A 26,987-nucleotide genomic window follows, 5' to 3' on the forward strand; every position below is an offset into this window, starting at 1 on the left:
GTTTAGCGGAGGGCAGCTTCTTATTTTCACTCGGAGAGGAGAACGGAAGCGAAATGCAGCGACATCGCACGAGGGCCGCAATACTGTCGACGATTTTCATGGGATTGGGACAAATATATAACCGCCAATTCATCAAAGGAATCATGTTTTTAGTTGTAGAAGCCGCCGCTGTTTATTATTTTATTCAGAATCTTGCTACTGCTTTATGGGGTTTTGTCACACTAGGAGAGAACCCTAGCCGTTTGGTAAAAGTAAAAGGCATTGCTAAGATGGTAGCTGGTGATCACTCGATTTATATTTTGATTCAAAGCTTGATCACCATTCTAATGCTTATCATCATAATCCTCGCTTGGTATTTGAACATTAAAGATGCTTATAAGACTGGAGAGAAACGCGATAACGGTCTTCAGGCAAACACCTTTAAACAAAGTGTTCGCTATATACTGGATTATAAGTTCGCTCAGACGTTCTTGGTCTTGCCGGGTATTGGTGTTCTATTCTTTACAATCATGCCAATCATCTTCATGATCCTGCTGGCGTTTACGAACTATTCCGCACCTGATCATCTTCCACCCGCTAAATTGGTGGACTGGGTTGGATTTCAGACCTTCCGAAATTTATTAGTTCTCAAAACATGGAGCCACACCTTTTATGGTGTATTAACATGGACGATTATCTGGGCAGTTCTTTCAACGATTACTACATATTTCGGAGGACTATTGGTAGCCTTATTGGTGAGCCAAAAAGGTATTCGTTTCAAAGGAATGTGGAGAGTTATTCTGATTGTGCCTTACGCAGTACCACAGCTAATCTCTTTGCTGCTGATGCGCAATTTATTTAACGGTCAATTCGGTCCGATCAACCAATACCTTGGGTATTTTGGAATGGGCGGATTACCATGGCTGACAGATCCATTCTGGGCTAAGGTTACCGTAATTATTGTTAACATGTGGGTTGGTATTCCAGTCTCAATGTTACTTATTATGGGCGTACTGACTACAATCCCTCGGGATATGTATGAAGCCGCTGAGGTGGATGGAGCATCAGGTTATCAGAAGTTCCGTATTGTTACGTTACCGATGGTATTGTTCTCCACAGCGCCTACTTTAATTACGCAATTCGCAGGTAACATTAACAACTTTAATGCGATCTTCCTATTAACAGGTGGTAGTCCTGTAAATGGTGATTATCAATATGCCGGTTCCACGGACTTGCTGGTAACCTGGCTATACAAATTAACACTTGATCAGAATAAAAACAACATGGCTTCGGCAATAGGGATTATTATCTTTATCATTGTTGCTTCATTCTCCCTGTACAATTACCGCCGGACGAAATCATTCAAAGAGGAGGATATGATCCAATGAGCAGAAAGATCGCGAACTTTATTCGCTTAAGTGGTAGTTACATCATCTTGATTGCTTTGTCGATAGCGGCACTCTATCCGGCCCTCTGGATTCTATTTGCTTCCTTCCGGCCTGGTAAATCATTGTACAGCAAAACTTTTATCCCTGAACAATTCACCTTCGATCACTACAGAGAATTGTTCACGTCACCAAGCTATATGTTTGGAACTTGGTATGCGAATACATTGAAAATAGCCATATTCTCCATGCTTATCGGTGTAGTACTTACCTTGTTAACCAGTTATGCTGTATCCAGATTCCGGTTTAAAGCGCGTAAAACAGCATTATCTACGGTTCTGATCCTTGGGATGTTCCCTGGTTTTATGAGTATGATTGCCATTTATATGCTCCTTAAGGAGTTTAATTTGCTGGATACGCATATTGCCTTGATTATCGTTTATGCAGCCGGGGCGCCGCTCGGGGGGACGTTTATCGCCAAAGGCTTCCTCGACACCATTCCTCGTTCTTTGGATGAGGCGGCTCGAATAGACGGGGCGAGCAATTTCGGTATCTTTATGCGAATTATTCTTCCCTTGTCACGCCCTATGATCACTTACATGGCACTGACTCAGTTTGTCGGTCCTTGGGTCGATTTCATTTTTGCCAGACTTATTTTACGGACGAAGGAAAACTGGACCGTCGCAGTTGGAATGTGGGATATGGTTAACACGAACCAAAACACTAACTTTACCTTGTTCTCTGCCGGTGCTGTTCTGATCTCTATTCCGATTATGATTTTGTTTGTATTCTTGCAGCGTCTGCTTGTAGATGGATTGACCGCAGGAGCCAGTAAAGGGTAAACGGAAATACTTCAAACTAAAGAATGAACAGGGTACAGCCTTTGTACAGAAATGGAGGGCTGTACCCTTATTCCATTATAGGGAGTGAACATAATGAAAAAGCTATGGACTCTACAAATTAGATCCGTTGGAATAAAGCTGTTCGTTATTCTATTCAGCTCCATAGTGCTCTTATCTTCTGTACTAGGATTGACTTCATATTTTGCTGCTAAAGATATCATTACAGATGAGGTTGCCGCAGCCTCTTCGCAGTCTGTAGTTCAAGCAGCGGACAAGCTGGATTTTGTCCTAACAGAATACGAAGCGCTCTCAAGGCAGTTTGCCCTCGACTCCGCATTAAAAGGTGATTTGGAAAACATAAAAAGTGGAGAACTTACAACGGTAGCCAAAGTTTCCGCGGAAGATCGGATTCGTAGAAAGCTAGACTTAGTTAAAGGATCAGATGAGCGGATGTATGGCGTCAGACTGGTATCTAAGAGCTTGGAAGAAACGGAATCGTATAAATCTACTGGCATTAGTGGCCTTCGTAGTGATGAAGGTATTGCGGAAAGACTGAAACAAATTGCAGATGCTAAAGGGGAGCCAGTGTGGTTTCCGGTTCGTGAGAAGGGCTTCTTTGATGCTTATACTGAACCTACTTTAACTATGGGGAGATTGCTTCGCAATCTTGTACATCCTGAAGCGGAGTATTATATGCTGATCGAAGTTAAAGGCAAGGCCATGACCGAAATGTTGTCTAATCTTCAGATTGGAATTACGGGTGAGATTCGAATTTTGAGCACAGAAGGTAACATAGTTTATGGTGCGGATCATGCTAAACTGGGTCAACCCTCTTACATAAAAGTAACAGATGAGCAAGATGTAGAGAAGAAACATTCCTTTACAGCAGCCGATGAGAACGGAAGTCCGCAGCTTGTCGTATATCAGCCTTTAAAAACTGCGAAGTGGACACTCATGGGCTATGCACCGGTCAGTGATTTTACGAAGTCGGCGGACAAGCTTCTGTATATCACGTTCTCTGTGGTGCTGGCAGCTGCCGTGATAGCCCTGTTAATTGGTTATATTCTGGTTCGTTTGGTTGGACGTCCTCTGGGTAAGCTGGCGACTTTAATGGAAGATGGCGAACGAGGAAATCTTCGGGTACGAACGAATTTTAAAGGTAAGGATGAGATTGGCCGGCTTGGGCATAGCTTCAACAAAATGATGGAGCAAATTTCTCTTCTGGCAAGCCAGAGTGAGATGTCAGCGGATGAAGTGCTGGGTACCTCGGAACAATTAGTTAAAGCATCAGGTACAACCTCACTTCATGCCAGAGAGGTCGCGTCTGCTACGGGTGAGATTGCACTTGGAGCCGCCAGCCTTGCTGCTGAAGCAGAAAGAAGCCATCATAATGTCGAAATCATTGGCAGTAAAATGAGCCAAGTAACTGAATTAAATACAGTAATGGATGCTTCTGCGGAGCGGGTTATCGAGGTTAGTGATCAGGGGACAGAGCTGATGAAGCTGCTAGTAGAGCAGAGTGAATCTACGGTGGAGATGTTCAATCGGATACAAGAAAACTCCAATAAGCTTAGAGAGAGTACACATTTAATTCGCAGTATTCTTAGTCCTATGATAGCCGTGAATAAGCAGACCAATATCTTGGCACTAAATGCCACCATAGAAGCGGTAAGAGCGGGTGCGGCAGGCAGAGGTTTTATAGTGATTGCGGATGAAATCAGACAGCTCGCTAACCAATCGAATGAGTCGATTCAATCGGTTTCCAAGATTACAGAAGAGATTGGTCTACACATTGAGAACACCGTTAAGGATATCAATGAGACCGCTCCAAAGTTTCGTGAACAGATTTCTTCCGTACGGGAGTCATCGACGATATTTGCCAGTGTGAAAGAGGAAATGGAACACTTCATGGGACATATTAATGAATCCTCATCTTCTATTCATGAACTGATAGCGTTTCAGCGTCAATTAGGCGAATCCATGGCGAGTGTCAGTGCCATAGTGCAGCAGACAACGGCTTCGACAGAGGAGGTAGCTTCGATGTCCTCACAGCAGTTTACTGTAAGTGAGGAGCTTGTTGCTTTATCTCAAAAGCTAGAGAGCTTAGCAGCAGATCTTAAGCAATCTATGGTTTCTTTTCAAGTATGAGAATTAAATCTTATTAGTAAAAACAATAAAACGAGCAACTCTCCTATGTATTGGAGTTTTGCTCGTTTTTTTAACTTAATGACTTTAAGGCGTTCTTCTTGTCTTAGAAGGAGTTTGGGAGATACACTTGGATTAACATTTTAATAGTAGAAAAGAGTGATCGATTGACAAATTTGCATCTAAGTCTTAGTGGGAGTCTTTTTCAGCAGGCATTAATTGAAGGGGATTATAGTCCTCATTTTTTTGCTTACTATTATAAACAATGGAACAATTACTATATGTCCTACCATCAGCATAATTCAACCGAAATTATGTATTTGATCTCAGGGAGCTGTGTCGTGGATGTTCACCCGAGAGCGGGGCAAGAAGAGAGATTTAGATTAAAACGGGGAGAATTGATCATCCTTGATGCGAATGTTCCGCACAGACTGATTGTCGAGGATGGGGCGCCCTGTAGAATGCTGAATGTGGAGTTTGGATTTACGGAATATACAGGGGTTGCTCCATCTATCGGCAAGCTCGCTCGGAAAGAAGCGGCACTTGCTGAATGGTTAAAGGTTCCCTTTTCCAGTCTAGTCATGCCTGATCCGGAGGAAATTTATCATGTTCTAAAAGGACTTGTACTGGAGCTTGATCAAAGTGGCGGGAAAGGTGGAAGTATGGTCGACTTATTGTTTTGTGAGCTTCTGCTTCGATTATCTAGCTTGCGACAGGATCAGCTTCATGCCAGTCAACAGCCGTCACAGCTCTATGTGCGGCGTAGTATCGAATTCCTGCATCAGAATTACGACCAGAGTATTCAGGTTAAGGATATCGCTGCCGCGGTCAATCTGCATCCCGGATATCTGCATCGTATTTTTAAGTCACATACAGGTAGGACACTCAGTGATTATTTGAATATGCTGCGAATGGAGAAAGCGAAGATGCTGCTGGGGCAAAGTGATATTCCGATTGCTGAAATTGCCGATTATGTAGGAATTAGTAGCAGACAATATTTTCATCTCCTCTTCAAGAAATATACTGACTGCACACCCGTAGAATATCGTAATTCCATTGAGCGTCATGCTTGGAGTTATGAAGAGATGGATGTTCAATAGACAAGTTAGGATTTTTGACACCTTCCTTCAAAAGAGGTCATGATATTGGTTACGCTTTCCCTTGTGCCCCTGCTACAATGGACAGGAACAATCAATTCATTACCGGAGGATGATAAGGATGTCATTTAAAGTGTCTTTTATAGGGGCAGGCAGCATTGGATTTACCCGTGGATTGTTGCGGGACTTACTAACCGTGCCGGAATTTAATCATATTGAAGTCTCGTTTATGGATATTAATAGCCACAACCTGGAGATGGTTACCGAACTGTGCCAACGTGATATTAGAGAGAATGGATTAAATATTCAAATCCAGGCAACGACGGATCGAAGAGAAGCCCTGAAGGATTCCAAGTACGTATTTTGTACTATTCGTATGGGTGGGCTGGAAGCATTTGCTACAGATGTGGATATTCCTTTGAAATACGGCGTCGATCAGTGCGTAGGGGATACCCTTTCTGCAGGAGGCATTATGTATGGTCAGCGCGGGATTGCGGAAATGCTGAATATTTGCCGTGATATTAGGGAGATGGCTGCGCCGGATGTACTCCTGCTTAACTATTCGAATCCTATGGCTATGCTGACTTGGGCTTGCAACAAATACGGCGGTGTACGGACGATTGGTCTGTGTCATGGAGTGCAGCATGGGCATGGGCAAATTGCAGATGTGTATGGGCTGAAGAAGTCAGAAGTCGATATTATCTGTGCGGGTATCAATCACCAGACTTGGTATATTTCAGCGAGTCATCAGGGAAAGGATTTGACCGAAGGTCTTTTAGAAGCTTTTGAGAATCATCCAGAATTCAGTCGCACAGAAAAAGTTCGGATCGACATGCTGCGCCGGTTTGGATATTACAGTACTGAATCCAATGGTCACCTAAGTGAATATGTGCCATGGTACCGTAAACGGAGCGATGAAATTATGGATTGGATCGACCTAGGAAGCTGGATTAACGGAGAGACTGGCGGATATCTACGTGTCTGCACTGAAGGGCGGAATTGGTTCGAAACGGATTTTCCGAATTGGATGAAGGACCCGGCACTGGAGTATACGGTGGAGAATCGTGGAGAAGAGCATGGCTCTTTTATTATTGAAGGATTGGAAACGGGCAGAGTGTACAGAGGTCACTTTAACACTGTGAACAATGGTGTGATCTCTAATTTGCCGGATGATGCGATCATCGAAGCACCGGGGTATGTGGACCGGAACGGGATATCGATGCCGCTTGTGGGAGAATTACCGCTTGGTCTCGCAGCGGTGTGCAACGTTAGTATCTCAGTGCAACGTCTAGCCGTCGAAGCCGCGGTGCATGGCGATGACAAGCTGCTGCGTCAAGCCTTTATGATGGATCCGCTCGTAGGTGCCGTATGTAACCCGAAAGAAATCTGGCAGATGGTCGATGAGATGCTCGTAGCTGGGGAGCAGTGGCTGCCACAATACAGCGAGGCCATTGCAAAAGCGAAGGAGCGCTTAGCTACAGGAAATCTGATTCCAACGAAGACTAATAACGAAGGCGCTGCTCGCCTGAAGGTGAAAACGGTGGAAGAGATGATGCAGGACCGGGATACAGCGAATAGAAATGCCGGTGAGTCTGACAAAGGCAAGGATAGGGAAAAGGCTCATTAGATTGTAGTGGGTGCAGCACACTTGGAAGAAGCGATAACAAAGGCACTGTGAGACGGCTTCAGACAGTTGATTAGAGCTCCTTTATATAAACAACCTCCCCTCCCAAGCACTGGGATGTGGAGGCTGTTTATATGGGTTTCTATCCGATAGCTCCGAACCTTGGAGCCCCCAAGCTGGGTAGAGGAATCCCCAAAATATGAGTATCCCAAAAGCCATGAAATGACTGATGGGACACCCATGTATAGGTGATTATGAAGTTACAGTACCCTTTTGACTGAAGAAGGTCTTTAGCGCCTGGTACACTTCTTTTTTGTCTTTAATGACATAATGCATGAATTGCTCGTGCTTCAGATGACGATAAGCGGACATTAGTGTGCTGCTGCGGTTGTACTGATTCACTTCCCCGTAACCAAACATATTGCTTCGTTTTAGCAATTCTCCAATTAGCTTCACACAACGTTCGTTGTCGGAGGTGAGGTTATCGCCATCAGAGAAGTGAAACGGATAAATGTTGTACTGCGCTGGCGGGTATCGGCTATCGATAATCTCAATCGCTTTTTGATAGGCTGAGGAACAGATGGTTCCCCCACTCTCGCCACGTGTGAAGAAATCATGCTCGCTGACCTCTTTGGCCTCCGTATGGTGGGCGAGAAAGACAATCTCTACCTTCTCATACTGGCGGCGCAGAAAACGGGTCATCCAGAAGAAGAAGCTGCGGGCGCAGTATTTTTCAAAAGATCCCATCGAACCTGACGTATCCATCATCGCAATAATGACCGCATTGGAGTGAGGCGTTCGAATGTCATCCCATGTTTTGTAGCGCAGATCATCAGGACTTATGCTGTGAATGCCGGGATTTCCTCTGCTTGCATTACGCCGAAGATTCTCCAGCAGGGTACGTTTCTTATCGATGTTGGACATCATGCCTTTTTTACGGATATCGTTGAAGATGATGGATTTAACCTCAATCTCTTCCTTATTCTTGGGCTTCAGATGTGGCAACTCCATATCCTGAAACAAGATGTCCTCTAGATCCTCCAGATTGACCTCTGCTTCCACGGTGTCTTGACCAGGTTGATCGCCTGCTTTTTCCCCCTTGCCGGGCTGTGCTGACTGTGAATCCCGCCCAAGTACATCGCCGACCTGACTTTCCCCGTCGCCCTGTCCTACATGCTTTTGCTTACGAAAGTTATAAATAATTCGGTACTCATCCAGACTGCGAATCGGAACCTTAACAATCTGCTTACCGCCTGACAAAATAATATTTTCTTCGGTCACGAGATCCGGCAAATTATCCTTAATAGCTTCTCTAACCTTTTGTTGATGACGCTCCTGATCCTGATGGCCTTTGCGATGAAGGGACCAGTCTTCTTTTGAGACTACAAAGGAAAAGGGACCAGATGAATGCGACAGGATGACCACCTCCCATGGAATATGAATGTTAATCGAGGGAACCTTTTGCAAAGCCTCACTTTGTGAGGATGTTTTGAAAATATAAGAAAGTATAGGTTTTACCCTATACATTATCCTTATATTTCTACGAGAAACGGTTATCGTCTTTAGAGGACGACAACGTCGTTTCTTCTTGGGTTGTAACTAAAGTATATTCATGGGGATGGGGGATATGTGATTTCTTATTCGCTGATCTCATCCACGGTCAATGTATAACTGTTCGACTGGCTCTCGCCAGCATATTCACGTCCATCCAAATTGAAAGAATATTGAGCGGTTACTAAGCCTTTAAGGAAACGCATCATTACATGTTCACTTACCCTGACAAAATAATGGATGTTTACAGTAACAGCACCTTTGACTGTCCCTAGCGACAAGATACCGTTAAATGAAGATTGTGGATTTGGAATTCCGTCAATCACAATACTGCTAGGATCAATAAGACATTCCTCCGGTGATAGCCGATCAAGGGATATTTTTGCTGGCCAATTCCCACTATTCGTTAGGGAGACCCAGCACTGGACATGTTCTCCTTCTTCCACAAGGGTAGGCTTTGCATGAGTTTCGAGAGAAATCACAGGTGTGACGATTAAGGTAGTAACGGTATTGGAACGAGAGGTTTGTCTTACTGTTCGTCCGTCCGGGAGTACAAAAGTATACTGAACACTTCCATGGTTTTGTACAGCTCCGATGGCCTGAATGTTTATAGCTGCGGGGACGCTCACTTGAAAGACTACGACTGCTGAAGTTCCGCCTCTTAAAGTACCAAGCTGAATGCCGTCTGCGGGACGGGCTCCTTTTTGCATGACTCCATTTAACAGAACACTATCCCATACGAAAAGAGTGCCGGGAGGAATAGCATCCGTCAGGATTGCATTTACGGCCAAGTTCCCGCTGTTGCTTACAGTTAGTTCATATCTTAGGTTGTCACCTGGAGCTGCTGTAACATGATCTACTCTCTTGCTGATGGTGACACCTGCCAGAACAAGTGAGACAACGACGGTGTTACTCTCGGTTATATTGGGATCGTCATCGACGGTATAAGTGACAGTTGCCCGATTAGTCAGGTCCAAGGATGGAGGGATCTCAGTCACTCGAACACGAAAAGAAATATCAATACTTAGGTCTTTATCAAGCTGACCGATTCCTATTCCTTGCATAGGATCTGATTCTGGATAATAGACTCCACCTGCAATGACGCTCCCTGGAATGAACACAGCTCCGTTCGGAATAGATATCGTTGCGCTGATTTGATTTAATAGGCTGTTACCTTCGTTCGTGAGCCGTAATGTATAGGTAACTACATCGCCTATAAAAGAGGTCGGAGTGCTTGCGGTCAACGAGGTAGAGAGCTGATACGAAAGCAAAGAAACGAATACGGAATTAGAATATAAATCCCCGTTAATGATCCTTCCCTCCGGTGTAGCAAAAGAAAAACGGCCTAGTGCTTTATTTTGTAGCACAAGCGTAGAAGGCAGTGAGATGATAACGACTTGAAAGGCGATGTTCACCTGACTCTGTGGAGCGATGGAACCTAGCGTTATGCCTGAAGACGGTGTAGCCCCTGGGAGAGGCACACCGTCTCTAAGCACGCTGTTAGAAATAAAGGATACGCCCTCTGGAAGAGTGTCGTACACAGTTACCACAGCTTCTGTGTTCCCATTGTTGGAAGCTGTAATGGTATACACTAGAGTGTCACCTAATGAGGCATGGGATTTGTCTGTACTCTTCAGCAATGAAAGCACGGGGCCCACGACCGGGGTGTTAACGGTATTGGAATAGACAATGCCGTCAACACCCGCTGCCGAGTTGAAGAGTACCATAGATTGATTGGTTACGACAGGCTGGGTACGTGAGCCGGGAATCATAACGCTACTACCTGAACCTGGAAGGTGATGGTTGAGGAAGCACCAGCAGCAATCGTTCCGATGGCAATACCGGAAGCCGGGCTGCCATTAGGTCGTGGGGTTCCGTCTACAGTGATGCTGCCTGTTACAAACTGGCTGCCTGCTGGGATAGGGTCAACTATGATGACGTTATTGACAGGTGAAATTCCCAAATTGGTAACAACAATTGTATAAGTGATGATGTCGCCGACCACAGCATCTACAGAGGCAGTGCTCTTAACGACACTTACATCCGGAGAAGAAACAGGGATAATTAAGACGTTCGAAACTGAAGTTCCGGTGAGTAGACGACCATCTGGTGGTGTGAACGAGAACGTTGATGAAGCTTGATTGACTAACTGCTGCGGTGACGGAAGAGAAGCTACTGTAACCTGAAGGGTTATGGTCACTGTTATTGTGCTTCCCGGAGCAACTGCTCCAATATTTAATCCAGTAGACGGGTCGGATCCTGGTTGCGGCACTCCGTTAACAAGTACGCTATTTGGAACAAAGATAGCTCCGCTAGGAATCGTATCAGTTATGACTACATTTGCTGTGAGATTACCGGTATTCGTTACCTTCAGGGAGTACGTAATCGTATCTCCGACAGTTGCAGCAGTTCTATCCGCACCTTTGATAACAACGATGATAGGCTGATAAACAGGAATAACAAGCGTATTAGAGAATGAAGATCCTGAGAATGCCCCAGATGTGAAGCTTACGGAAGCTTGGTCGGTTAACGTAGCAGGATTAGGCAGCACATTGACGATAGTGTTGAACGAGATATTGACTGAAACGCCCGGTGCAATGGTGCCGAGTGAGATGCCATTCGCAGGATTGGCATTAAGATGTGGAATACCATCAACGAGCACACTCCCAGTGACAAATGTAGATCCAGCCGGTATTGGATCACTAATATTTACGTTGTTGATGTTGGCTATTCCACTATTGGTAACCGTCATGTTGTAGGTAATAGTATCGCCAACAACGGCATCTGTAGCTGGTGAAGACTTAGTTACGATGACATTTGGTGAAGATACGGAAATCGATGTCGAATTGGAATTGATCGAACTGTTAAATGTCCGACCATCAGGCAAGGTGTAAGCAAAGGCTACGGAAGCTTGGTTTATCAGCTGCTGGCTTGCTGGCAGTGTTGTAATGAGTACTGAGAACATGACAGACAGTGTTGCACCTGCGGATATTACACCAAGTGGAATGCCAGCTGCAGGATCTGCTCCTGGAGCCGGAGCGCCTTGAATAAGTACGCTATTAGGCACAAAAGTCGTTCCGGAAGGGATGGTATCACTTAGTGTAGCTAAAGCCCCGTAATTCCCTGTATTGGTTACGTTAATTGTATAGGTTATGGTATCACCGACGGTCGCTTGAACTGTATTGGAGCTTTTTGCTGCGGCTAGAATCGGTAAATAAATAGGCGTTGATACAATGTTAGAAAAGGCTACATTAGAGAGTACTCCTGAGGTGAAGCTAACGGTTGACTGGTTATTTAGTAGACCTGAAGGCGGCAATGAGACTGTGTTCACCGTGAAGGCTACAGTTACGGTTACACCTGGTGCGATACTGCCTAAGGTTACCCCCGTGGCAGGGCTGCCCCCCGCACGAGGCACACCATTAACAAGAACACTGCCGGATACAAATGTAGTACCCGCAGGAAGGGCATCCGTGAAGACGGCGTTATTCACCGTTTCAATTCCGTTATTGGTAATCGTAACCGTATAGGTAATCGTATCACCCACCGTTGTTGATGTGGTAGGTGTAGATTTTACTACAGCCAGATTTGGTGAAGAGATAGGGATAGTGATTGTATTGGATAGGACGGAACTACCAAGTGTGCGGCCGTCAGGCAAAGTGAAGCTATAGGCTACGGTACCCTGATTGACCAACTGCTGAGGATTGGGCAGTGAGGTGATATCAACAGTGAATATTACTGCAGTAGTGGCACCGGGTGCAATAACTCCAGCTGGAATCCCCGTAGATGGATCCGCTTGCGCTAAGGGGAGTCCATTAATGAGTACACTATTCGGAACGAAGGTAGTACCCGCAGGAATATTGTCCGTAATGATTAAGCTTGCCGGATAGTTCCCTGTGTTGCTCACGGTCAGGGTGTAGCTAACAGCGTCACCTGTTGTAGCGTTATTCGTACTTGCTGTTTTGACGACCGAGATGTTCGGCTGGTACACAGGAATGGTAACTGTATTGGAGAAAGTCGAACCGGAAAAAACACCTGATGTAAAGGTTACAGATGCCTTATTGATAAGTGAAGCAGTAGGAGGAACAGAGGTCACGATAACACTGTATGCAACTAGAGTCGAAGCTCCAGGCGCTAGGGTACCAATTGATATCCCCGAAGAAGGGTTCAGGTTTGGAAAAGGCACTCCATTTACGGATACGCTCCCTGTTACAAAAGCAGCACCGGTTGGTGTTGGATCATTAAGTATTACGCTATTGACAGCTTCTATACCGCTATTTGTAATATTTACGTTGTAAGTGACCGTATCTCCGATCGCTACGGAAGTTGAGGTGGAGCTTTTGACAACGACGATATTAGGAGCTGAGACTTGTAGTGTGACTGTATTAGATACAGCAGTTCCGCTTAAAGGTCTACCGTCAGGAGGGGTAAAGGTAAAGCTTGCAGAAGCTTGATTGCTGATTTGTTGTGGTGATGGCAGCGTCACGATATTAACTGAGAAGCTAACAGGGATACTGGTCCCCGGTGCCACACTGCCTACAGCTATACCGGTATCGGGCGCTGCACCTGGCTGCGGCATGCCTCCTACAATAACACTGTTAGGATTAAAGACAGTTCCAACAGGAATGTTATCGGTTAAAGTTACATTTGCAGCAAGATTACCTGTATTACTTACAACCACCGTGTAGATGACTGTATCACCTACAACCAGTGCATCCCCATCTCCATCGACTGCACTTTTTAATAAGGAAATCTGTGGTTGAGTGACTGGTGTGCTAGTAATGTTAGATGAAGAAGAACCGGAGAATACACCGGATGTAAAACTGACGGATGACTGATTATTAATCTGTGATGGTATCGGCATCGTTATCCTCACCTCGAATGTTACGGTAGCTGTGGCGCCTGGACCCAGACTACCGATTGGAATGCCGGCGGACGGAACTGCTAGCGGCTGGGTAATGCCGCCTACAATTACGGTTCCGGGAATAAAAGCTGCATTCTCAGGCAGTGGATCGCTGAGAATGATGTTGCTAACTGTAGCAATACTGTTGTTCGTCAATACAGAGGTGAATGTAAGGATGTCACCTGTAACGGCGTCAGTAGCATTCACGCTTTTATTGACACTGACGTTAGGGGCAGAAACAGGGACAGAGAGCGTATTCGACACTACAGTTCCTCCAAGTTGACGCCCATCTGGGAGGGTGTAGCTAAATGTTGCTGAAGCGGAGTTTAGCAACACCTGTGTAGGTGGTAATGCAGTTATCGTGACCAGAAAGCTTACGGACACACTGTCACCTGGTGCCAACGGGCCTACAGGAATGCCGGTTACAGGATTGTAGCCGGGTAAAGGTGTTCCACCTATGATTACACTATTAACGTTAAATACAGCTTGGGGTGGAAGCGTATCAGTCAATAGTAGTGTGGTTGCAATATTTCCTGTATTGCTAATGAGGATCGAGTAAGACAAAGATCCCCCAACGGATGCCTGAGCTGTATTCGCGCTTTTGACCATACTAATGATCGGTTGATAAACAGGAGTTACTACTGTATTCGAGAGTGAGGAACCGGTAAAGGCACCGGAGGTGAAAGAAGCGCTGGCTCTGTTTGCAAACTGTGCTGGATTTGGTAAAGAAGACACGTTCACTTTAAAAGAAAGTGTTGTAGAGTTGCCTGCAGCGATACTACTAATAGATATTCCTGTATTTGGATTTGCGGCTGGCACCGATGAGCCGCCAACAATAACGCTACCTGCTACAAAGGTGCCTCCAGTAGGAATGGTGTCAGAGACGACGATGTTACTCACAGCTACGCTACTTGTGTTGGACACTGTGATTGTGTAAGTCAGATTCTCTCCGACTGCGACATCTGCAACGCTTGCGGTTTTGCTTAGCGTAACATTAGGGGCAGAGACAGGGATGCTGACGGTGTTTGATTGGCTAGTTCCGGATAAGGATCTGCCGCTTGGTAATTGGTAGGTGTAACTGCTACTGGCTAGATTGTTCAGAACAGGTGGTGAAGGAAGAGATTGGACAGTGACTAGAAATGTTACGGGCACAACAGTTCCTAAGGCCACTGTACCTAGATTAATGCCTGTAAGTGGAGAATCTGTTGGTCGTGCGACTCCGTTTACAGTTACACTACCCGATACAAAGGTAGCCCCTGAGGGAATATTGTCGGTTAAGGTTACAGCAGCTCCAATATTTCCAGAATTCTGAACATTTAACGTATAAAGAACATTGCCACCTACGGTTGCACTAGCGGTGTTCGAGCTTTTAACAATTTGAATGCTGGGTTGATATACTGGAGTCGTAGTTGTGTTGGAAAGTGAAATACCAGTAAAGGCTCCTGAACTGTAGGATGCTGTAGACTTGTTTAATAGCTGTGCTGGACTAGGCAATGAGATAACATTGACCTGAAAGGTGACGGTAACCGAACTCCCTGCAGCGATTGAACCAACAGTAATGCCTGTTCCTGGATTTGCAGAGGGTTGTGACGTCCCTGCAACTGTAACACTTCCCGAAACCAGTGAAGTCCCAGTGGGTATGGTGTCTGTAAGGATGACATTAGTAACTGCTTCGATCCCGTTGTTAGTGATAACGGAGGTATAAAGGAGTGTATCGCCAACAGCGACATCAGCAAATCCTGCGCTTTTGACCACGGCAACATTAGGGAGTCTCACTGGAATAGACAAAGTATTGGATGAGGCTGATCCAGCAATAATTCGCCCATCTGGAACCTGAAAGGTATAAGCAGCGCTTGCTTGGTCGACCAGTTGCGGTGGAGATGGAAGGCTGTTGACTAAGACACGAAATTGAACAGTAGAGCTGCCTCCAGCAGCGATCGTCCCAATAGCAATTCCTGTAGCTGGATTTCCAGCGACAGGAGATCCATTGACGGTAAAGCTACCTGCAACATAAGAGCTCCCCGTAGGAATATTATCCGTAACTGTTGTTAGCGCACCGATATTACCAGTGTTGGTGATTTGAAGTGTATAGGTAATTTGATCTCCGACGGTCGCATTTGCAGTATTTGCTGATTTTACAATGTTAAGGATGGGCGAATATACGGGTAAAGTTACCGTATTGGATGGAATGACCCCCGTCATGATAGAACCGCCAGCTACACTTTGAAATGTAAAAGCAGCATTTGCGGTGTTAGCGATATTCTGCGGACTTGGTGGTAATGAAGTGACTTTAGCTTGATATGTAACCGTTATTGAAGTGCTCAGAGCCAATGACCCCAAAGAGATTCCTGCTGTAATGTCAAAGGTGGGCCTTGCGACGCCGGCCACTACAACGCTTCCGGTGACAAAGGTCGATCCTGCTGGCAGCGCATCTGATAAAACGACGCTAGCCGCACTTGCTGTTCCAGTATTACTGACGATTACAGTGTAAGTTACCGTATCTCCGACAATCGGACCGGACACATTGGCACTTTTAGTAACGTTTATTTTAGGTGCATTAATATCTACTTGTATGGCATTTCCATTAAGTACATAAGCATCACCGGAGGTAGTTAATTGTAAAATCGCTGAAGACTGATTATTTGCAAGTCTGGCTGATACATCGACATTAGTAATGTCCCAGCCTTGTCGGCCACCGATGATGTTGGTGCCGGGATTTCCGTTTGTTTGATTGCGATTTCCGAATGTTCCAGTGGTATCCAGTACACCTAGATCGTTGTTAATCTGTGAAGCGAAGAAGTTGTTGGCAAAGTTATTGGGTCCTGATAAAGCTACGAGCGTTGTTGATGTAGGCCCGAATAATGCCTGGTCTCCCGAACGGTTCGCATCACCCTCCTGTGCGCTAAATAGTGCCCTACCTCCAAGTGCACCTGTAATTGGAGTTGCAAAGCCTGTTATTGTAGTAGAGACTGGTGCTGAAGTTGCCTGTACAAGTATTGCACCTGCCCGTAAGGACATATTACGGAAGGGCAAGGATGTATTTTGATAGATTACACCAAGTGTCCAGCCCGCATGGTTAGCTGTGGAATCACTAGGAATAACGATCGTGCCAACTACACCACCAGTGGTGTAGGTTCCGGCACCGCCTTGTGAAATAATACTGGTGACATTAGCAGAACGAACATATGCAGATGCGCCATTTCCTAAATCAACAGTATTACTAGTTGCTGCATCGGGAGTTATGCTGAACGTACTCCCGGCAGGATTTATCAAAGAGACAGGGTTGTTTATTGCTGCACTGAGGTTTACGGTTCCATTGATATAGGTTCCGCCCCATATCAGCTCTGCATATAGCACAGTGCTGCCTGATGGCAGGACCAGTATAGCGGATGAACTGTTGCTCGTATAAAGACTTGTAGTTCCATTGGGATAGGTGCCAAAAATAGATGTAGTGTTAACAGTGGTGAAACCGCCGATGCTGTCTAGTGTCCCTGGCACTCCGACCGTATCGGAGCGACTAAGTCCAAGTGTGTTGCCCGTAAATGTGATAGCACCGGTCGCATTGATCGTTGCCCGTACGACTAGTGGAATGATTCTCACCTCCTTCGAGGTTAATTTGCTTTTAAAAAAGTGAACCGTCCCATAATCAGGACGGCAAAGTTAATACCTGTATGTTAGCCTATGATGTAATTCGGGTATAATTGTATGTCCCATCAATAAATTATAGGAAATTTTGTCTATCGTGTGATTTTAGCCTGCGTTTCATAAGAACACGGGGTTCAGCGTAATGCCCTCTACTCATCATTTCCAGCTCATGAATAGAAATTTCTGCCTTGATTACGGTGAAATGGTACATGATCTCATGCACAACATTGGCTTGAAGCGTCTTTAGTATTTCTAGTTCTTCTGTTTCATAAAGTGGATCTTCATAAGGGTATTGATAGAAAAGCTCCATCCGCATTAACCGAAAATCGAACGGCGGCACAGGGATTGGATAGTCAGGAATCGATGGGCATACTGGACCGGACGGGGGCTGAAAAAAGGATCCTGTGAAATACCTCGGAGTATATTCATCAAACTTCTGCTTAAAGGAAGGATTGGACATATGAACAAAACTGTGGGCATACGGGGCCAGAATACAAACAATGGCTTTGTGGATGCAAATTCTGTGAATTTCCGACATAGCCGCGGATAAATCGTCGATATAGGGTAGTACACGACTAGCCATTACAAACTCAGCGGTATTGTCCGGTAAAGGGATGCCTTGGCTAATGTCACAGACAATATCCACCTCGGGATACGCGATACGATCGATCCCGAGATAACCTGCTTCTTTACTGGATCCGCAGCCGATATCGATTCTCAAGGGGACCACTCCTTAGGGATAAATCAGGCTCAACACTATTGTATTAATCTCGCTTCAGCCTGCATCCGGCGGATGCCTATTAAAAAATGGAAGTTATTAAAAAGTAATGTATTATGAAACCTTAGCAGAGTTGAAAACGTTTATAGAGTAGGCTTGTCAAAATGACTTTGAAAATAACCGCTAAACATAGAGGAGGCAATCACCATGAAAAAACAACGTTCCTTACCCGCCATAGCTGCAATAGCAGCATTAACACTAGCCCTAACCGCTTGCGGCGCTACTAATAATTCGGCACAGCCGTCTGCAGAACCAACTGCAACAGCTTCTCCAGTACCAACAGAGGAGAGCACAAGCACACCCGTACCTACAGAAAGTACGAGTACAACTGCACCCACAGAGAATCCTAGTACTCCAGCGCCCAAACCTACTACAAATCCAGAAGCCAAAATTCTTAAAGGAACAGGCGTTTACGTCGGACAAATAGATAGTCATTCTGTTGAGATTGAGACCAAAGAAGGTCCTACGGCTTTTGAGATCACAGCTGGTATGGAGAGCGTTCTTGAGAAGTTAAATACGGATGATGCTGTAGTTTTTGAATATGTAGAAAAAGCAGTGGATGGCGATGCTACAGTTAAACAGCGGATCCTTTCGAAACTATCCCTTGCAAAATAAAGAACTTTATCATTTAGGAATAATAAAAGGGCTGCCCTGATTAAATTCAGGAACAGCCCTTTTATTATGGAATCTGATAGAAACGTTATAACGTCCCGGCATTGACTAAGAAAATAGTAATAAGCAACATAAAGAGTAAGAGAATCACACCATTAATGATTGTGCCTATGATGCCGAACACTTTACGTCTCTTCCGGATGGAAAGTCCAATAATGCCGATGACAACACCAATTACATTAAGAGCTGAAAGAATAATAACAGTCATTCCAAGAAGCATGATGGACTGCGAGGATTCGGCTAGTAGATTCGAGTTCTCGTTAACCATGGAAGAAGCCTTCATAATAATGAAGATGAAGAGAGCTGCATAACCCATTATGGTCACGAGGCTGATGATGAAAGAAGCAATACCAGGTCCAGAGTGTTGTAGATCATGATCTGCTTTCTGGTACGAAGACGACGAACCAGCACTTGGTTGGCTCAGATCAGGTTGGGTATTTCCTACCTCTGCTGTAGGCGCGTCAGATTTTGAGAGAGAATTAAGGTTCATAGGTTGCACTCCTTGAGAGATAAGAATGAAATGTTGTTTATATCCACTTTTTCATATTGATGCTAAAAAAGCAACCCCTTATTGTGGCTAATTCGTAAATGGCTGCTGGAAAAAGCAATCGGTAATCGTTTATGATAGAAGAAGTCTAATATTAAGGAGTTGTAATCGCATGCAACGGAAACTTATGGCCTGGGGGGCTGTGCTAGCAATGCTGGCAGTAGGAATAGGCGCTTTTGGCGCTCATTTATTAAAACCTGTTATTAGCGAAGAATATATGAAGGTATATGAGACGGGTGTACAGTATCATTTGGTACATGCGCTGGGTGTAATTCTGATAGCGCTGGCTGTGGGTCAATGGGGAGAAAGCACCCGGTTACGCTGGGCAGGAAGGCTATTAATAGCAGGCACGATTTTGTTCTCGGGCAGCTTGTATGTACTGAGTATTTCCGGGATTAAGGTGCTTGGAGCGATTACACCTATTGGTGGTGTATGCTTCATAGCAGGCTGGTTATGTTTGGCTGTGGAAGCATTCTCACGCAGCAAAGAGGCATCCTAAGCGATCAAATTACAGAAGTTGATAAATAAGCATCCGTTCCTTATAGGGGCGGATGCTTATTTATGTAACGTATACGTTTACAGAAATTCGTCGATCTCATTTAAATTAAAGCTGTATACCTGTTTCTCATCCACGTGATAGACACTAATTGAGTTGGCTGCTTCATCAAAATTTAAAATACGACAGGGCATGGACACTTGTTTTCCGTACCGATTCGCTCGTAAACGTACTAATTGGTTGTTCTGAATATACTGTCGAATTTTCCCGTATGCATCAGCTGGTGTCTCAATAGCTGACTGCTGTGCAGGTAATTCTGCCTGTTTATCTATCGGTTTATCGAGCTGCTTTTTAGCGGTCTTTGGAGGCAGCTTAAATGAAGTGGGAGGAGCAGAGCTTTGATTCAAGGCTAGTTTGGCAGAACGAAGCAAGCTGTCAATGGTTCTCCCTAATTCAAGACCGGAGTTAATGTTGAAATCTGTGATTTTGTCATTATTGTTCAACATTTCAAGCAGATATTGCAATGCAAGCGGGTTGGTACGGGCATTAATCAGGATGTCGACATTAAATAAATAGTTGCCGTCTGTGTGTTGTAGTTTCTCGTCCATAGATCCCCCAGCTTTTCGTTTGAACATTTCTTTACAATTATAAGAATGTAAATAAACTATAACATTAAACAAGTAATAATCATATACCTGACACTAGAGAAAATGGGACCAAGGTACTGTGTTTTTACGAAAAGCCTAGGACTACCAACTGCACATCAGCAGGGGGTGAAGCATACATATACATCGTGGTTGGTGAATAAAGGAGGTGCTGCTATTGGTTACTATGGAGCCCATTATCGTAGGTGAACATACGCTGATCGGGGTAGAGGTTAAGCTTCCGAAAACAACGCTGCTCTCAATCAGCACAAGCCGAGGGTATATTATGTGTGGTGCGCTGGATGTTGGTTTGCTCAATGAAAAGCTCAGTGATCGGAATATTATCGCAGCCAGGGCGGTTGGTGTACGTACGCTGTCTCAGCTGTTAGCTGCCCCATTGGAGTCGGTTACCATTGAAGCGGAGCGTCTAGGTATCGTACCCGGCATGACGGGTGCGGATGCATTACTTCTTATGGTCTGACTGAACCATCTTACAAAATCCAAAACACAAGAGGCCAATGGCCTCTTGTGTTTTTTTGGCAAGAATCACAAATTGAACATTATAGAGAGCGTCTCTAGTGTGAATAATTGAAACAGAGATTTTATGGAAGGGTACTTCTTGTTTCGTCTTACATGCTAAGGGGTAAATTAAGAATAGACAAGTTGCTGCCGGACGAAGGATTAAGCAGCCCGGTAAATATAAAGGATAAGGATGGGATCATCTCATGGCTAAAGCATCTAATAAAGTAAATACAACTTCATTGGAACAAATTATGAATCGTCAGGTTGCTAACTTGAATGTACTGTACGTTAAAATCCATAATTTTCATTGGTACGTAAAAGGAGAACAATTCTTCTCTCTTCACGTGAAATTTGAGGATCTATATAATGAAGTGACGCTGCAAATGGATGAAGTTGCAGAGCGTCTGCTAAGCATCAAGGGAAGTCCCGCTGCGACGATGAAAGAATATCTGGAATTGGCAACGATTCAAGAAGCTACGGGTAAAGAGGATACACGCGGAATGGTCCAGTCTCTGATTGAAGACTTCGCTACTATTTCTGAAGAGTTGACAGAAGGCATTGAGCTTGCTGAGGAAATTAAGGATCAGCCAACCTCCGACATGTTTATTAAAATTCGTGGTGATCTTGAGAAACATCAATGGATGCTGCGTTCCTTTCTTAGCTAAACGATAAAGCGCATGAAATAAGGCTTCCTGCGGGAGGTCTTATTTTTTGCGTTAACCTGATCATCATTGTGTGGTACTTGGAGTCAACGCTAAAAATAGCGAAATTATGCGGTACATCATAGGCAAAATAAAAAGAGATATTTGTAAAAAAACAGGCTTTGTTATAAAATTGTTGAGAATCATTGATAATCATTGTGATTCAATTTATAATAATTATAATGTGATATAGAATCTAATTGTGCTGGGAATCAGGATCATCCTGTTTCAATACAACTTTTGATTTCGCAAATCGATCAATGGAGGGAATAATATTATGGCAGCAGATTTTGTCATTGAGGGACTTAAAGCGACGATTGAGGGAAAAGAGATTTTGAAGGGGATTAACCTTCAAATGAAAGGTGGCGAAATTCACGCCATCATGGGACCAAACGGTACAGGTAAAAGTACCTTGGCGTCAGCTCTTATGGGTCACCCTAAATATGAAGTGACTGAAGGAACAGCAACACTTGAAGGTGAAGATCTTCTGGAGATGGCAGTTGATGAACGCGCACGTGCAGGTCTTTTCCTTGCTATGCAATACCCAAGTGAAATTTCTGGAGTAACAAACTCCGATTTCTTGCGCTCTGCCATTAATGCCCGTCGTGAAGAGGGAAGCGAAATTTCTTTGATTCGTTTTATCCGTCTTATGGAAGCGAAGATGAAGGAACTGGACATGAATCCTGAGTTCCTACACCGTTACCTGAACGAAGGCTTCTCCGGTGGTGAGAAGAAACGTAACGAAATTCTACAAATGATGATGCTAGATCCAAAAATCGTGATTCTGGACGAAATTGACTCTGGTCTTGATATTGATGCTTTGAAAATTGTTGCCGAAGGCGTAAACTCCATGCGGAGTGAAGATCGCGGTTTCCTGGTTATTACCCACTATCAACGTCTCTTGAACTACATCAAGCCTGATTTTGTACATGTTATGATGCAGGGCAGAATTGTGAAATCCGGTGGTCCTGAGCTTGCACAACGTCTGGAAGCAGAAGGCTACGAATGGATTAAAGAAGAACTTGGAATTGAAGACGAAACAGTAGGGCAAGACGCGTAAGAAACGCCAGGAAGGAGGAGAACACTTATGACGACACAGACCATTCTTCCGGTGGATGCCGAGCGCTTGAGCGAATTATCGCATAGTAGCGGCGAACCGGGTTGGCTGAAAGAAAGCCGCTTGAAAGCACTAGAACTGGCAGCTACTCTGACACTGCCTAAATTAGAGAAGACACGGATTGATCGTTGGAATGTGAACAATTATGGTAGCTACAAAGCAAGCGAAACCATTGCTTCACTGAAGGATGCACCTGCTTCCATTTCCTCCTTGATCAAGGATCAGGAAGAAGGCAGTCTGATTATTCAACGTAACTCTGGTGCAGTATATACACGACTAGCTCCTGAACTTGCAGCACAAGGTGTTATTTTTACTGACCTGCAAACGGCTGTTAAAGAGCACGGAGATTTGGTACAACGTTACCTGCATAAGGCGATTCAGCCTGACGAGCATTCTATCGCTGCGCTTCATGCAGCACTATGGAACGGGGGAGTCTTCCTCTATGTTCCTAAGAATGTAGTGGTTGAAACTCCACTTCAGGCGGTGCTGTTAACAGATGATGCGGAAGCTTCATTTGTTCCTCACATTCTGATTGTAGCGGATACTAACAGCTCCCTGACATATGTAGACAACTACGTGTCGGATAAAGAGGAAGCTGGCTTGCACAATGGTGCTGTAGAAGTATTCGTGGGTGCAGGTGCTAAAGTACGTTATGCTACAGTGCATCAGCTGGGCGTGGATACAACAGATGTGACTTACCGCCGCGCTGTTGTTGAGAATGACGGAACGATCGAATGGATTGTTGGAGAGATGAACTATGGTGATACAGCAAGTGATACCAAGTCTGTGCTTAAAGGTAATGGCTCTAGCTCGGATGCTAAAGTAATTGCTGTGGGTACGGGATCACAGAAACTGAATTACACTACTCAAGCTCAGCATTTCGGCAAAAATACCCCAAGTGACATGATCACTCGTGCGGTTATGCGTGATAATGCGACTTCTATCATCAACGGAATTACCAAGATCGAGAAAGGTGCTACAAGAGCCGACGGTCAGCAAACGGAGAAAGTATTGATGCTGAGTCCAAAAGCCCGTGGTGACGCCAATCCGATCCTGCTGATTGATGAAGATGATGTTACAGCAGGCCATGCCGCTTCCGTAGGACAGGTCAATCACGAGCAAGTCTTTTACCTGATGTCCCGCGGAATTACACGGCATGATGCAGAAACTCTGATCATCTATGGCTTCTTGGCTCCTGTTGTGTCGCAAATTCCACTAGAGGGACTGCGCAATCAGCTCCAATCTCTTGTGGAAAGGAAGTTAGGTCAATGATTAGCAATGCCATCCGGGAGCAATTTCCCATACTGAACCAGAATGTGAACGGACATCCACTGGTCTATCTGGACAGTGCTGCTACTTCACAGAAGCCTCGTCAAGTGATTGAGGCGGTCAAGTCGTATTATGAGTGGGATAACGCCAACGTACACCGTGGCGTCCATACTCTAGGCAGCCGTGCAACAGATGCCTACGAGGGAGCCCGGGAGAAGCTAGCTAAGTTTATTAACGCCCGCAGCACTAAAGAAATCATCTTTACGCGCGGCACAACCACTGCCCTAAATCTTGTTGCCTCTTCTTACGGGCCATCTGCAGTGGGTGAAGGCGATGAAATTGTCATCACCCTGATGGAGCATCATAGTAATTTGATCCCTTGGCAGCAGCTAGCTAAGAAGACAGGTGCTACTTTAAAATATATACCGTTGCAACCTGACGGAACGATTACGCTTCAAGATGCTGAGAAGACGATTACGGATAAAACTAAGATCGTTGCTATCGCTTATGTATCTAATGTTATGGGAGTAACTCATCCGATTAAAGAGCTTGCGGCAATTGCTCATCGTAACGGTGCGGTAATTGTCGTAGACGGCGCACAGAGCACACCTCATATGAAGGTTGATATGCAGGATCTGGATTGTGATTTCTATGCACTTTCCGGACATAAAATGCTAGCACCGACTGGAATTGGAGCTTTGTACGGCAAAAGAGCACTTTTGGAAGCTATGGAGCCTGTTGAGTTCGGTGGCGAAATGATTGATGATGTCGGTCTCTACGAATCGACATGGAAGGAACTGCCTTGGAAGTTCGAGGGAGGCACACCGATCATTGCGGGTGCTGTTGGATTAGGTGCGGCAGTAGATTTCTTGCAAGAAATCGGCATGGATGCGATTCACAGCCATGAGAAGCAGCTTGCAGCTTACGCAGAGCAACGTCTATCTGAAATAGATGGTTTAACTATTTATGGTCCTCGCAATCGTGAGGTTGGCGTTGTCACCTTTAATCTGGGTGACGTTCACCCGCATGATGTCGCTACAGTACTAGATGCGGAGGGTATTGCCATCCGTGCTGGTCATCACTGCTGTCAGCCGCTGATGCGCTGGCTGGAAGCCAGTTCAACAGCACGTGCGAGCTTTTACCTGTATAACACCGAGCAGGATGTAGATCGACTGGTGGACGCTTTAATCAAGACAAAGGAGTACTTCGGCTATGAACTTGGATGACTTGTACAGACGCGTAATTATGGATCATTATAAAAGTCCTCGGAATCGTGGTTCATTTGAAGATGATGCTCTGAAAATTGAACTGAATAACCCAACTTGTGGTGACCGTATTACACTTCAGCTTAAGGTAGAGGATGGAATCGTAAAAGATGCCCGTTATAACGGTGAAGGTTGTTCGATCAGTATGTCATCGGCTTCGATGATGACTGAGGCGATCAAAGGACAAACGGTTGAACGTGCGCTTGAACTAGCTGATAACTTCTCCTTATTGATGAAGGGTGAAGATGTGGATTTTGGAGAGTATGAAGATATCGAAGCCCTATCGGGTGTGAATAAATTTCCTGCGCGGATCAAATGCGCAACACTGGCTTGGAACGCACTTCGTAAAGGAATTGACGAAGAAGAGCAACATAAATAATAGTAGAACAAGGAGGCTGACACCATGGCTAAGAAAGCGCCTGATATGGAAGAATACCAGTACGGGTTCCGTGATGAGCATAAGTCGATATTCCAGTCTGGTAAAGGTTTGACGGCCGAAATTGTTAAAGAAATTTCAGCAATCAAAAATGAACCACAGTGGATGCTTGATTTCCGCTTAAAATCCCTTGAACAGTTCCGTAAAATGCCAATGCCTACATGGGGCGGCAATATGGACGATTTAGATTTTGAGGATATTCAATATTATGTAAGACCTTCCGAGAAACAAGGGAAGACTTGGGAAGAAGTTCCTTCCGAAATCAAGGAAACCTTTGATAAGCTGGGTATTCCTGAAGCGGAACAGAAGTTCCTCGCCGGCGTCTCGGCACAATATGAATCTGAGGTTGTATACCACAGCATGCAGAAGAGCCTTGAAGATCAAGGGGTTATTTTTACAGATACCGATACTGCACTGCGTGAACATCCAGAACTTCTTAAGAAGTTCTTCGGGACGATCATCCCTCCAACCGATAATAAATTTGCAGCACTTAACAGTGCAGTTTGGTCAGGCGGAAGCTTCATCTACGTTCCTAAGGGTGTGAAATGTGAAGTTCCTTTGCAGGCTTACTTCCGTATTAACTCCGAGAACATGGGACAATTTGAGCGTACCTTGATCCTCGCTGACGAAGACAGCTTCGTGCATTATGTAGAAGGTTGTACAGCGCCAATCTATAGCACGAATTCTCTGCATAGTGCGGTTGTTGAAATCTTGTGTATGAAGAACTCACGCGTTCGTTATACTACGATTCAGAACTGGGCTCCAAACATCTACAACCTCGTTACAAAACGTGCGGTTGCAGAAGAGAATGCTACGATGGAATGGGTCGATGGCAACATCGGTTCCAAGCTGACTATGAAATACCCTGCGGTTGTTCTTAAAGGCCGTGGAGCTAAAGGTTCAGTGCTGTCCATCGCGGTAGCGGGTAAAGGCCAGCATCAGGATGCAGGCGCCAAGATGATCCATTTGGCTCCAGACACAACTTCCACCATTGTATCGAAATCAATTAGTAAGCACGGCGGTAAAGTGACTTATCGTGGTCTTGCTTCCTTCGGCCGTCAGGCAGAAGGTGCGAAATCGAACATCAAATGTGATACACTCATTTTGGATAACGAATCCACTTCGGATACGATTCCTTACAATGAAATCATGAACGATAACATCGTTCTTGAGCACGAAGCAACGGTATCCAAAGTTTCTGAGGAGCAGCTGTTCTATCTAATGAGCCGCGGCCTAACAGAAGCTGAGGCAACTCAAATGATCGTTATGGGCTTCATCGAACCGTTCACCAAAGAACTGCCGATGGAATATGCAGTCGAAATGAACCGTTTGATCAAATTCGAAATGGAGGGAAGTATCGGTTAACCTTGAT

General features: G+C 44.9%; 20 protein-coding genes. 14 read left to right on the forward strand and 6 right to left on the reverse strand.

All coding sequences use genetic code 11. From position 1 onward, the window contains the following. Nucleotides 1-53 precede the first annotated feature (53 nt). From MHB64_RS08700 to MHB64_RS08720, 5 genes are all read left to right on the forward strand, one after another. Nucleotides 54-1,367, forward strand: a complete 1,314-nt coding sequence (locus tag MHB64_RS08700; RefSeq protein WP_094870356.1) for a sugar ABC transporter permease — start codon at nucleotides 54-56, stop codon at nucleotides 1,365-1,367. After that, the gene (locus MHB64_RS08705; protein ID WP_094870357.1) at nucleotides 1,364-2,206 is read left to right on the forward strand and encodes a sugar ABC transporter permease; all 843 of its coding nucleotides are present in this window, start codon (nucleotides 1,364-1,366) and stop codon (nucleotides 2,204-2,206) included. Before MHB64_RS08700 ends, MHB64_RS08705 begins: the two co-directional genes overlap by 4 nt. Nucleotides 2,207-2,299: 93 nt before the next feature. Further along, nucleotides 2,300-4,354, forward strand: a complete 2,055-nt coding sequence (locus MHB64_RS08710; RefSeq protein ID WP_341134166.1) for a methyl-accepting chemotaxis protein — start codon at nucleotides 2,300-2,302, stop codon at nucleotides 4,352-4,354. Between the two features lie 164 nt (nucleotides 4,355-4,518). Next, a complete protein-coding gene (locus MHB64_RS08715) occupies nucleotides 4,519-5,451 on the forward strand; it encodes an AraC family transcriptional regulator (protein ID WP_373455813.1) in 933 nt (310 codons plus the stop codon). A 118-nt stretch (nucleotides 5,452-5,569) separates the two neighbouring features. Further along, entirely contained in the window at nucleotides 5,570-7,075 is a 1,506-nt protein-coding gene (locus tag MHB64_RS08720; RefSeq protein WP_341134167.1) for an alpha-glucosidase/alpha-galactosidase, read from the forward strand. 249 nt (nucleotides 7,076-7,324) lie between these two features. On the opposite strand, the gene yhbH is transcribed toward MHB64_RS08720, so the two are convergent. The 4 genes from yhbH to MHB64_RS08740 all read right to left on the reverse strand — a co-directional run bounded on the left by yhbH (nucleotide 7,325) and on the right by MHB64_RS08740 (nucleotide 17,889). Beyond that, nucleotides 7,325-8,488 (reverse strand): sporulation protein YhbH, encoded by a 1,164-nt coding sequence (gene yhbH, locus MHB64_RS08725; protein WP_094870413.1) that lies wholly within the window; start codon nucleotides 8,486-8,488, stop codon nucleotides 7,325-7,327. Between the two features lie 221 nt (nucleotides 8,489-8,709). Next, nucleotides 8,710-10,395: a DUF11 domain-containing protein gene (locus tag MHB64_RS08730; RefSeq protein WP_094870360.1), complete on the reverse strand. Its 1,686-nt coding sequence runs from the start codon at nucleotides 10,393-10,395 to the stop codon at nucleotides 8,710-8,712. Further along, nucleotides 10,392-17,123, reverse strand: coding sequence for a beta strand repeat-containing protein (locus MHB64_RS08735; protein WP_341134168.1), 6,732 nt, complete (start codon nucleotides 17,121-17,123; stop codon nucleotides 10,392-10,394). Before MHB64_RS08735 ends, MHB64_RS08730 begins: the two co-directional genes overlap by 4 nt. A gap of 121 nt (nucleotides 17,124-17,244) precedes the next feature. After that, a complete protein-coding gene (locus MHB64_RS08740; protein WP_094870362.1) occupies nucleotides 17,245-17,889 on the reverse strand; it encodes a methyltransferase domain-containing protein in 645 nt (214 codons plus the stop codon). Nucleotides 17,890-18,093: 204 nt separating this feature from the next. Between MHB64_RS08740 and MHB64_RS08745 the strand changes: the two genes are divergently transcribed. Further along, complete coding sequence (locus MHB64_RS08745) at nucleotides 18,094-18,561, forward strand: hypothetical protein (RefSeq protein ID WP_094870363.1); 468 nt, start codon at nucleotides 18,094-18,096, stop codon at nucleotides 18,559-18,561. Between the two features lie 85 nt (nucleotides 18,562-18,646). Here the strand turns inward: MHB64_RS08745 and MHB64_RS08750 are convergent, their stop codons facing one another. Continuing rightward, on the reverse strand, nucleotides 18,647-19,108 hold the full coding sequence (locus MHB64_RS08750; protein ID WP_094870364.1) for a hypothetical protein: 462 nt from the start codon (nucleotides 19,106-19,108) through the stop codon (nucleotides 18,647-18,649). Nucleotides 19,109-19,277: 169 nt separating this feature from the next. On the opposite strand from MHB64_RS08750, the gene MHB64_RS08755 reads away from it, so the two are divergent. Then, a complete protein-coding gene (locus MHB64_RS08755; protein WP_094870365.1) occupies nucleotides 19,278-19,664 on the forward strand; it encodes a DUF423 domain-containing protein in 387 nt (128 codons plus the stop codon). 77 nt (nucleotides 19,665-19,741) lie between these two features. Here MHB64_RS08755 and MHB64_RS08760 read toward each other — a convergent pair whose 3' ends face one another. Further along, entirely contained in the window at nucleotides 19,742-20,269 is a 528-nt protein-coding gene (locus MHB64_RS08760; RefSeq protein WP_094870366.1) for a hypothetical protein, read from the reverse strand. 214 nt (nucleotides 20,270-20,483) lie between these two features. Here MHB64_RS08760 and MHB64_RS08765 point away from each other — a divergent pair, with 214 nt between their 5' ends. From MHB64_RS08765 to sufB, 7 genes are all read left to right on the forward strand, one after another. Continuing rightward, nucleotides 20,484-20,786 (forward strand): YunC family protein, encoded by a 303-nt coding sequence (locus MHB64_RS08765; RefSeq protein ID WP_094870367.1) that lies wholly within the window; start codon nucleotides 20,484-20,486, stop codon nucleotides 20,784-20,786. 244 nt (nucleotides 20,787-21,030) lie between these two features. Next, a complete protein-coding gene (locus MHB64_RS08770) occupies nucleotides 21,031-21,492 on the forward strand; it encodes a Dps family protein (RefSeq protein ID WP_094870368.1) in 462 nt (153 codons plus the stop codon). Between the two features lie 313 nt (nucleotides 21,493-21,805). Continuing rightward, a complete protein-coding gene (gene sufC / locus MHB64_RS08775) occupies nucleotides 21,806-22,588 on the forward strand; it encodes a Fe-S cluster assembly ATPase SufC (protein WP_042186351.1) in 783 nt (260 codons plus the stop codon). A gap of 27 nt (nucleotides 22,589-22,615) precedes the next feature. After that, entirely contained in the window at nucleotides 22,616-23,917 is a 1,302-nt protein-coding gene (gene sufD / locus MHB64_RS08780; RefSeq protein ID WP_042186353.1) for a Fe-S cluster assembly protein SufD, read from the forward strand. Continuing rightward, a complete protein-coding gene (locus MHB64_RS08785) occupies nucleotides 23,914-25,140 on the forward strand; it encodes a cysteine desulfurase (RefSeq protein ID WP_094870369.1) in 1,227 nt (408 codons plus the stop codon). The genes sufD and MHB64_RS08785 overlap by 4 nt, the downstream gene beginning before the upstream one ends. Next, nucleotides 25,127-25,558 (forward strand): Fe-S cluster assembly sulfur transfer protein SufU, encoded by a 432-nt coding sequence (gene sufU, locus MHB64_RS08790; RefSeq protein ID WP_094870370.1) that lies wholly within the window; start codon nucleotides 25,127-25,129, stop codon nucleotides 25,556-25,558. Before MHB64_RS08785 ends, sufU begins: the two co-directional genes overlap by 14 nt. Before the next feature lie 24 nt (nucleotides 25,559-25,582). After that, nucleotides 25,583-26,980, forward strand: a complete 1,398-nt coding sequence (gene sufB / locus MHB64_RS08795) for a Fe-S cluster assembly protein SufB (protein ID WP_042186357.1) — start codon at nucleotides 25,583-25,585, stop codon at nucleotides 26,978-26,980. The last annotated feature ends 7 nt before the right edge of the window (nucleotides 26,981-26,987 follow it).

The sequence above is a fragment of the Paenibacillus sp. FSL K6-2859 genome (assembly GCF_038008265.1).
In the GTDB taxonomy this organism is placed as follows: Bacteria; Bacillota; Bacilli; order Paenibacillales; family Paenibacillaceae; genus Paenibacillus_AQ; species Paenibacillus_AQ nitricinens.

What these genes read in the sequence shown, in the direction of transcription:
- MHB64_RS08755 (WP_094870365.1), top strand. Translation starts at nt 19,278, where the DNA reads ATGCAACGGAAACTTATGGCCTGGGGGGCTGTGCTAGCAATGCTGGCA.
- MHB64_RS08785 (WP_094870369.1), top strand. Translation starts at nt 23,914, where the DNA reads ATGATTAGCAATGCCATCCGGGAGCAATTTCCCATACTGAACCAGAAT.
- MHB64_RS08760 (WP_094870366.1), bottom strand. Translation starts at nt 20,269, where the DNA reads ATGGACGAGAAACTACAACACACAGACGGCAACTATTTATTTAATGTC.
- MHB64_RS08700 (WP_094870356.1), top strand. Translation starts at nt 54, where the DNA reads ATGCAGCGACATCGCACGAGGGCCGCAATACTGTCGACGATTTTCATG.
- MHB64_RS08770 (WP_094870368.1), top strand. Translation starts at nt 21,031, where the DNA reads ATGGCTAAAGCATCTAATAAAGTAAATACAACTTCATTGGAACAAATT.
- MHB64_RS08710 (WP_341134166.1), top strand. Translation starts at nt 2,300, where the DNA reads ATGAAAAAGCTATGGACTCTACAAATTAGATCCGTTGGAATAAAGCTG.
- sufC (WP_042186351.1), top strand. Translation starts at nt 21,806, where the DNA reads ATGGCAGCAGATTTTGTCATTGAGGGACTTAAAGCGACGATTGAGGGA.
- sufD (WP_042186353.1), top strand. Translation starts at nt 22,616, where the DNA reads ATGACGACACAGACCATTCTTCCGGTGGATGCCGAGCGCTTGAGCGAA.
- MHB64_RS08705 (WP_094870357.1), top strand. Translation starts at nt 1,364, where the DNA reads ATGAGCAGAAAGATCGCGAACTTTATTCGCTTAAGTGGTAGTTACATC.
- sufB (WP_042186357.1), top strand. Translation starts at nt 25,583, where the DNA reads ATGGCTAAGAAAGCGCCTGATATGGAAGAATACCAGTACGGGTTCCGT.
- MHB64_RS08730 (WP_094870360.1), bottom strand. Translation starts at nt 10,395, where the DNA reads ATGATTCCCGGCTCACGTACCCAGCCTGTCGTAACCAATCAATCTATG.
- MHB64_RS08720 (WP_341134167.1), top strand. Translation starts at nt 5,570, where the DNA reads ATGTCATTTAAAGTGTCTTTTATAGGGGCAGGCAGCATTGGATTTACC.
- MHB64_RS08750 (WP_094870364.1), bottom strand. Translation starts at nt 19,108, where the DNA reads ATGAACCTTAATTCTCTCTCAAAATCTGACGCGCCTACAGCAGAGGTA.
- sufU (WP_094870370.1), top strand. Translation starts at nt 25,127, where the DNA reads ATGAACTTGGATGACTTGTACAGACGCGTAATTATGGATCATTATAAA.
- MHB64_RS08745 (WP_094870363.1), top strand. Translation starts at nt 18,094, where the DNA reads ATGAAAAAACAACGTTCCTTACCCGCCATAGCTGCAATAGCAGCATTA.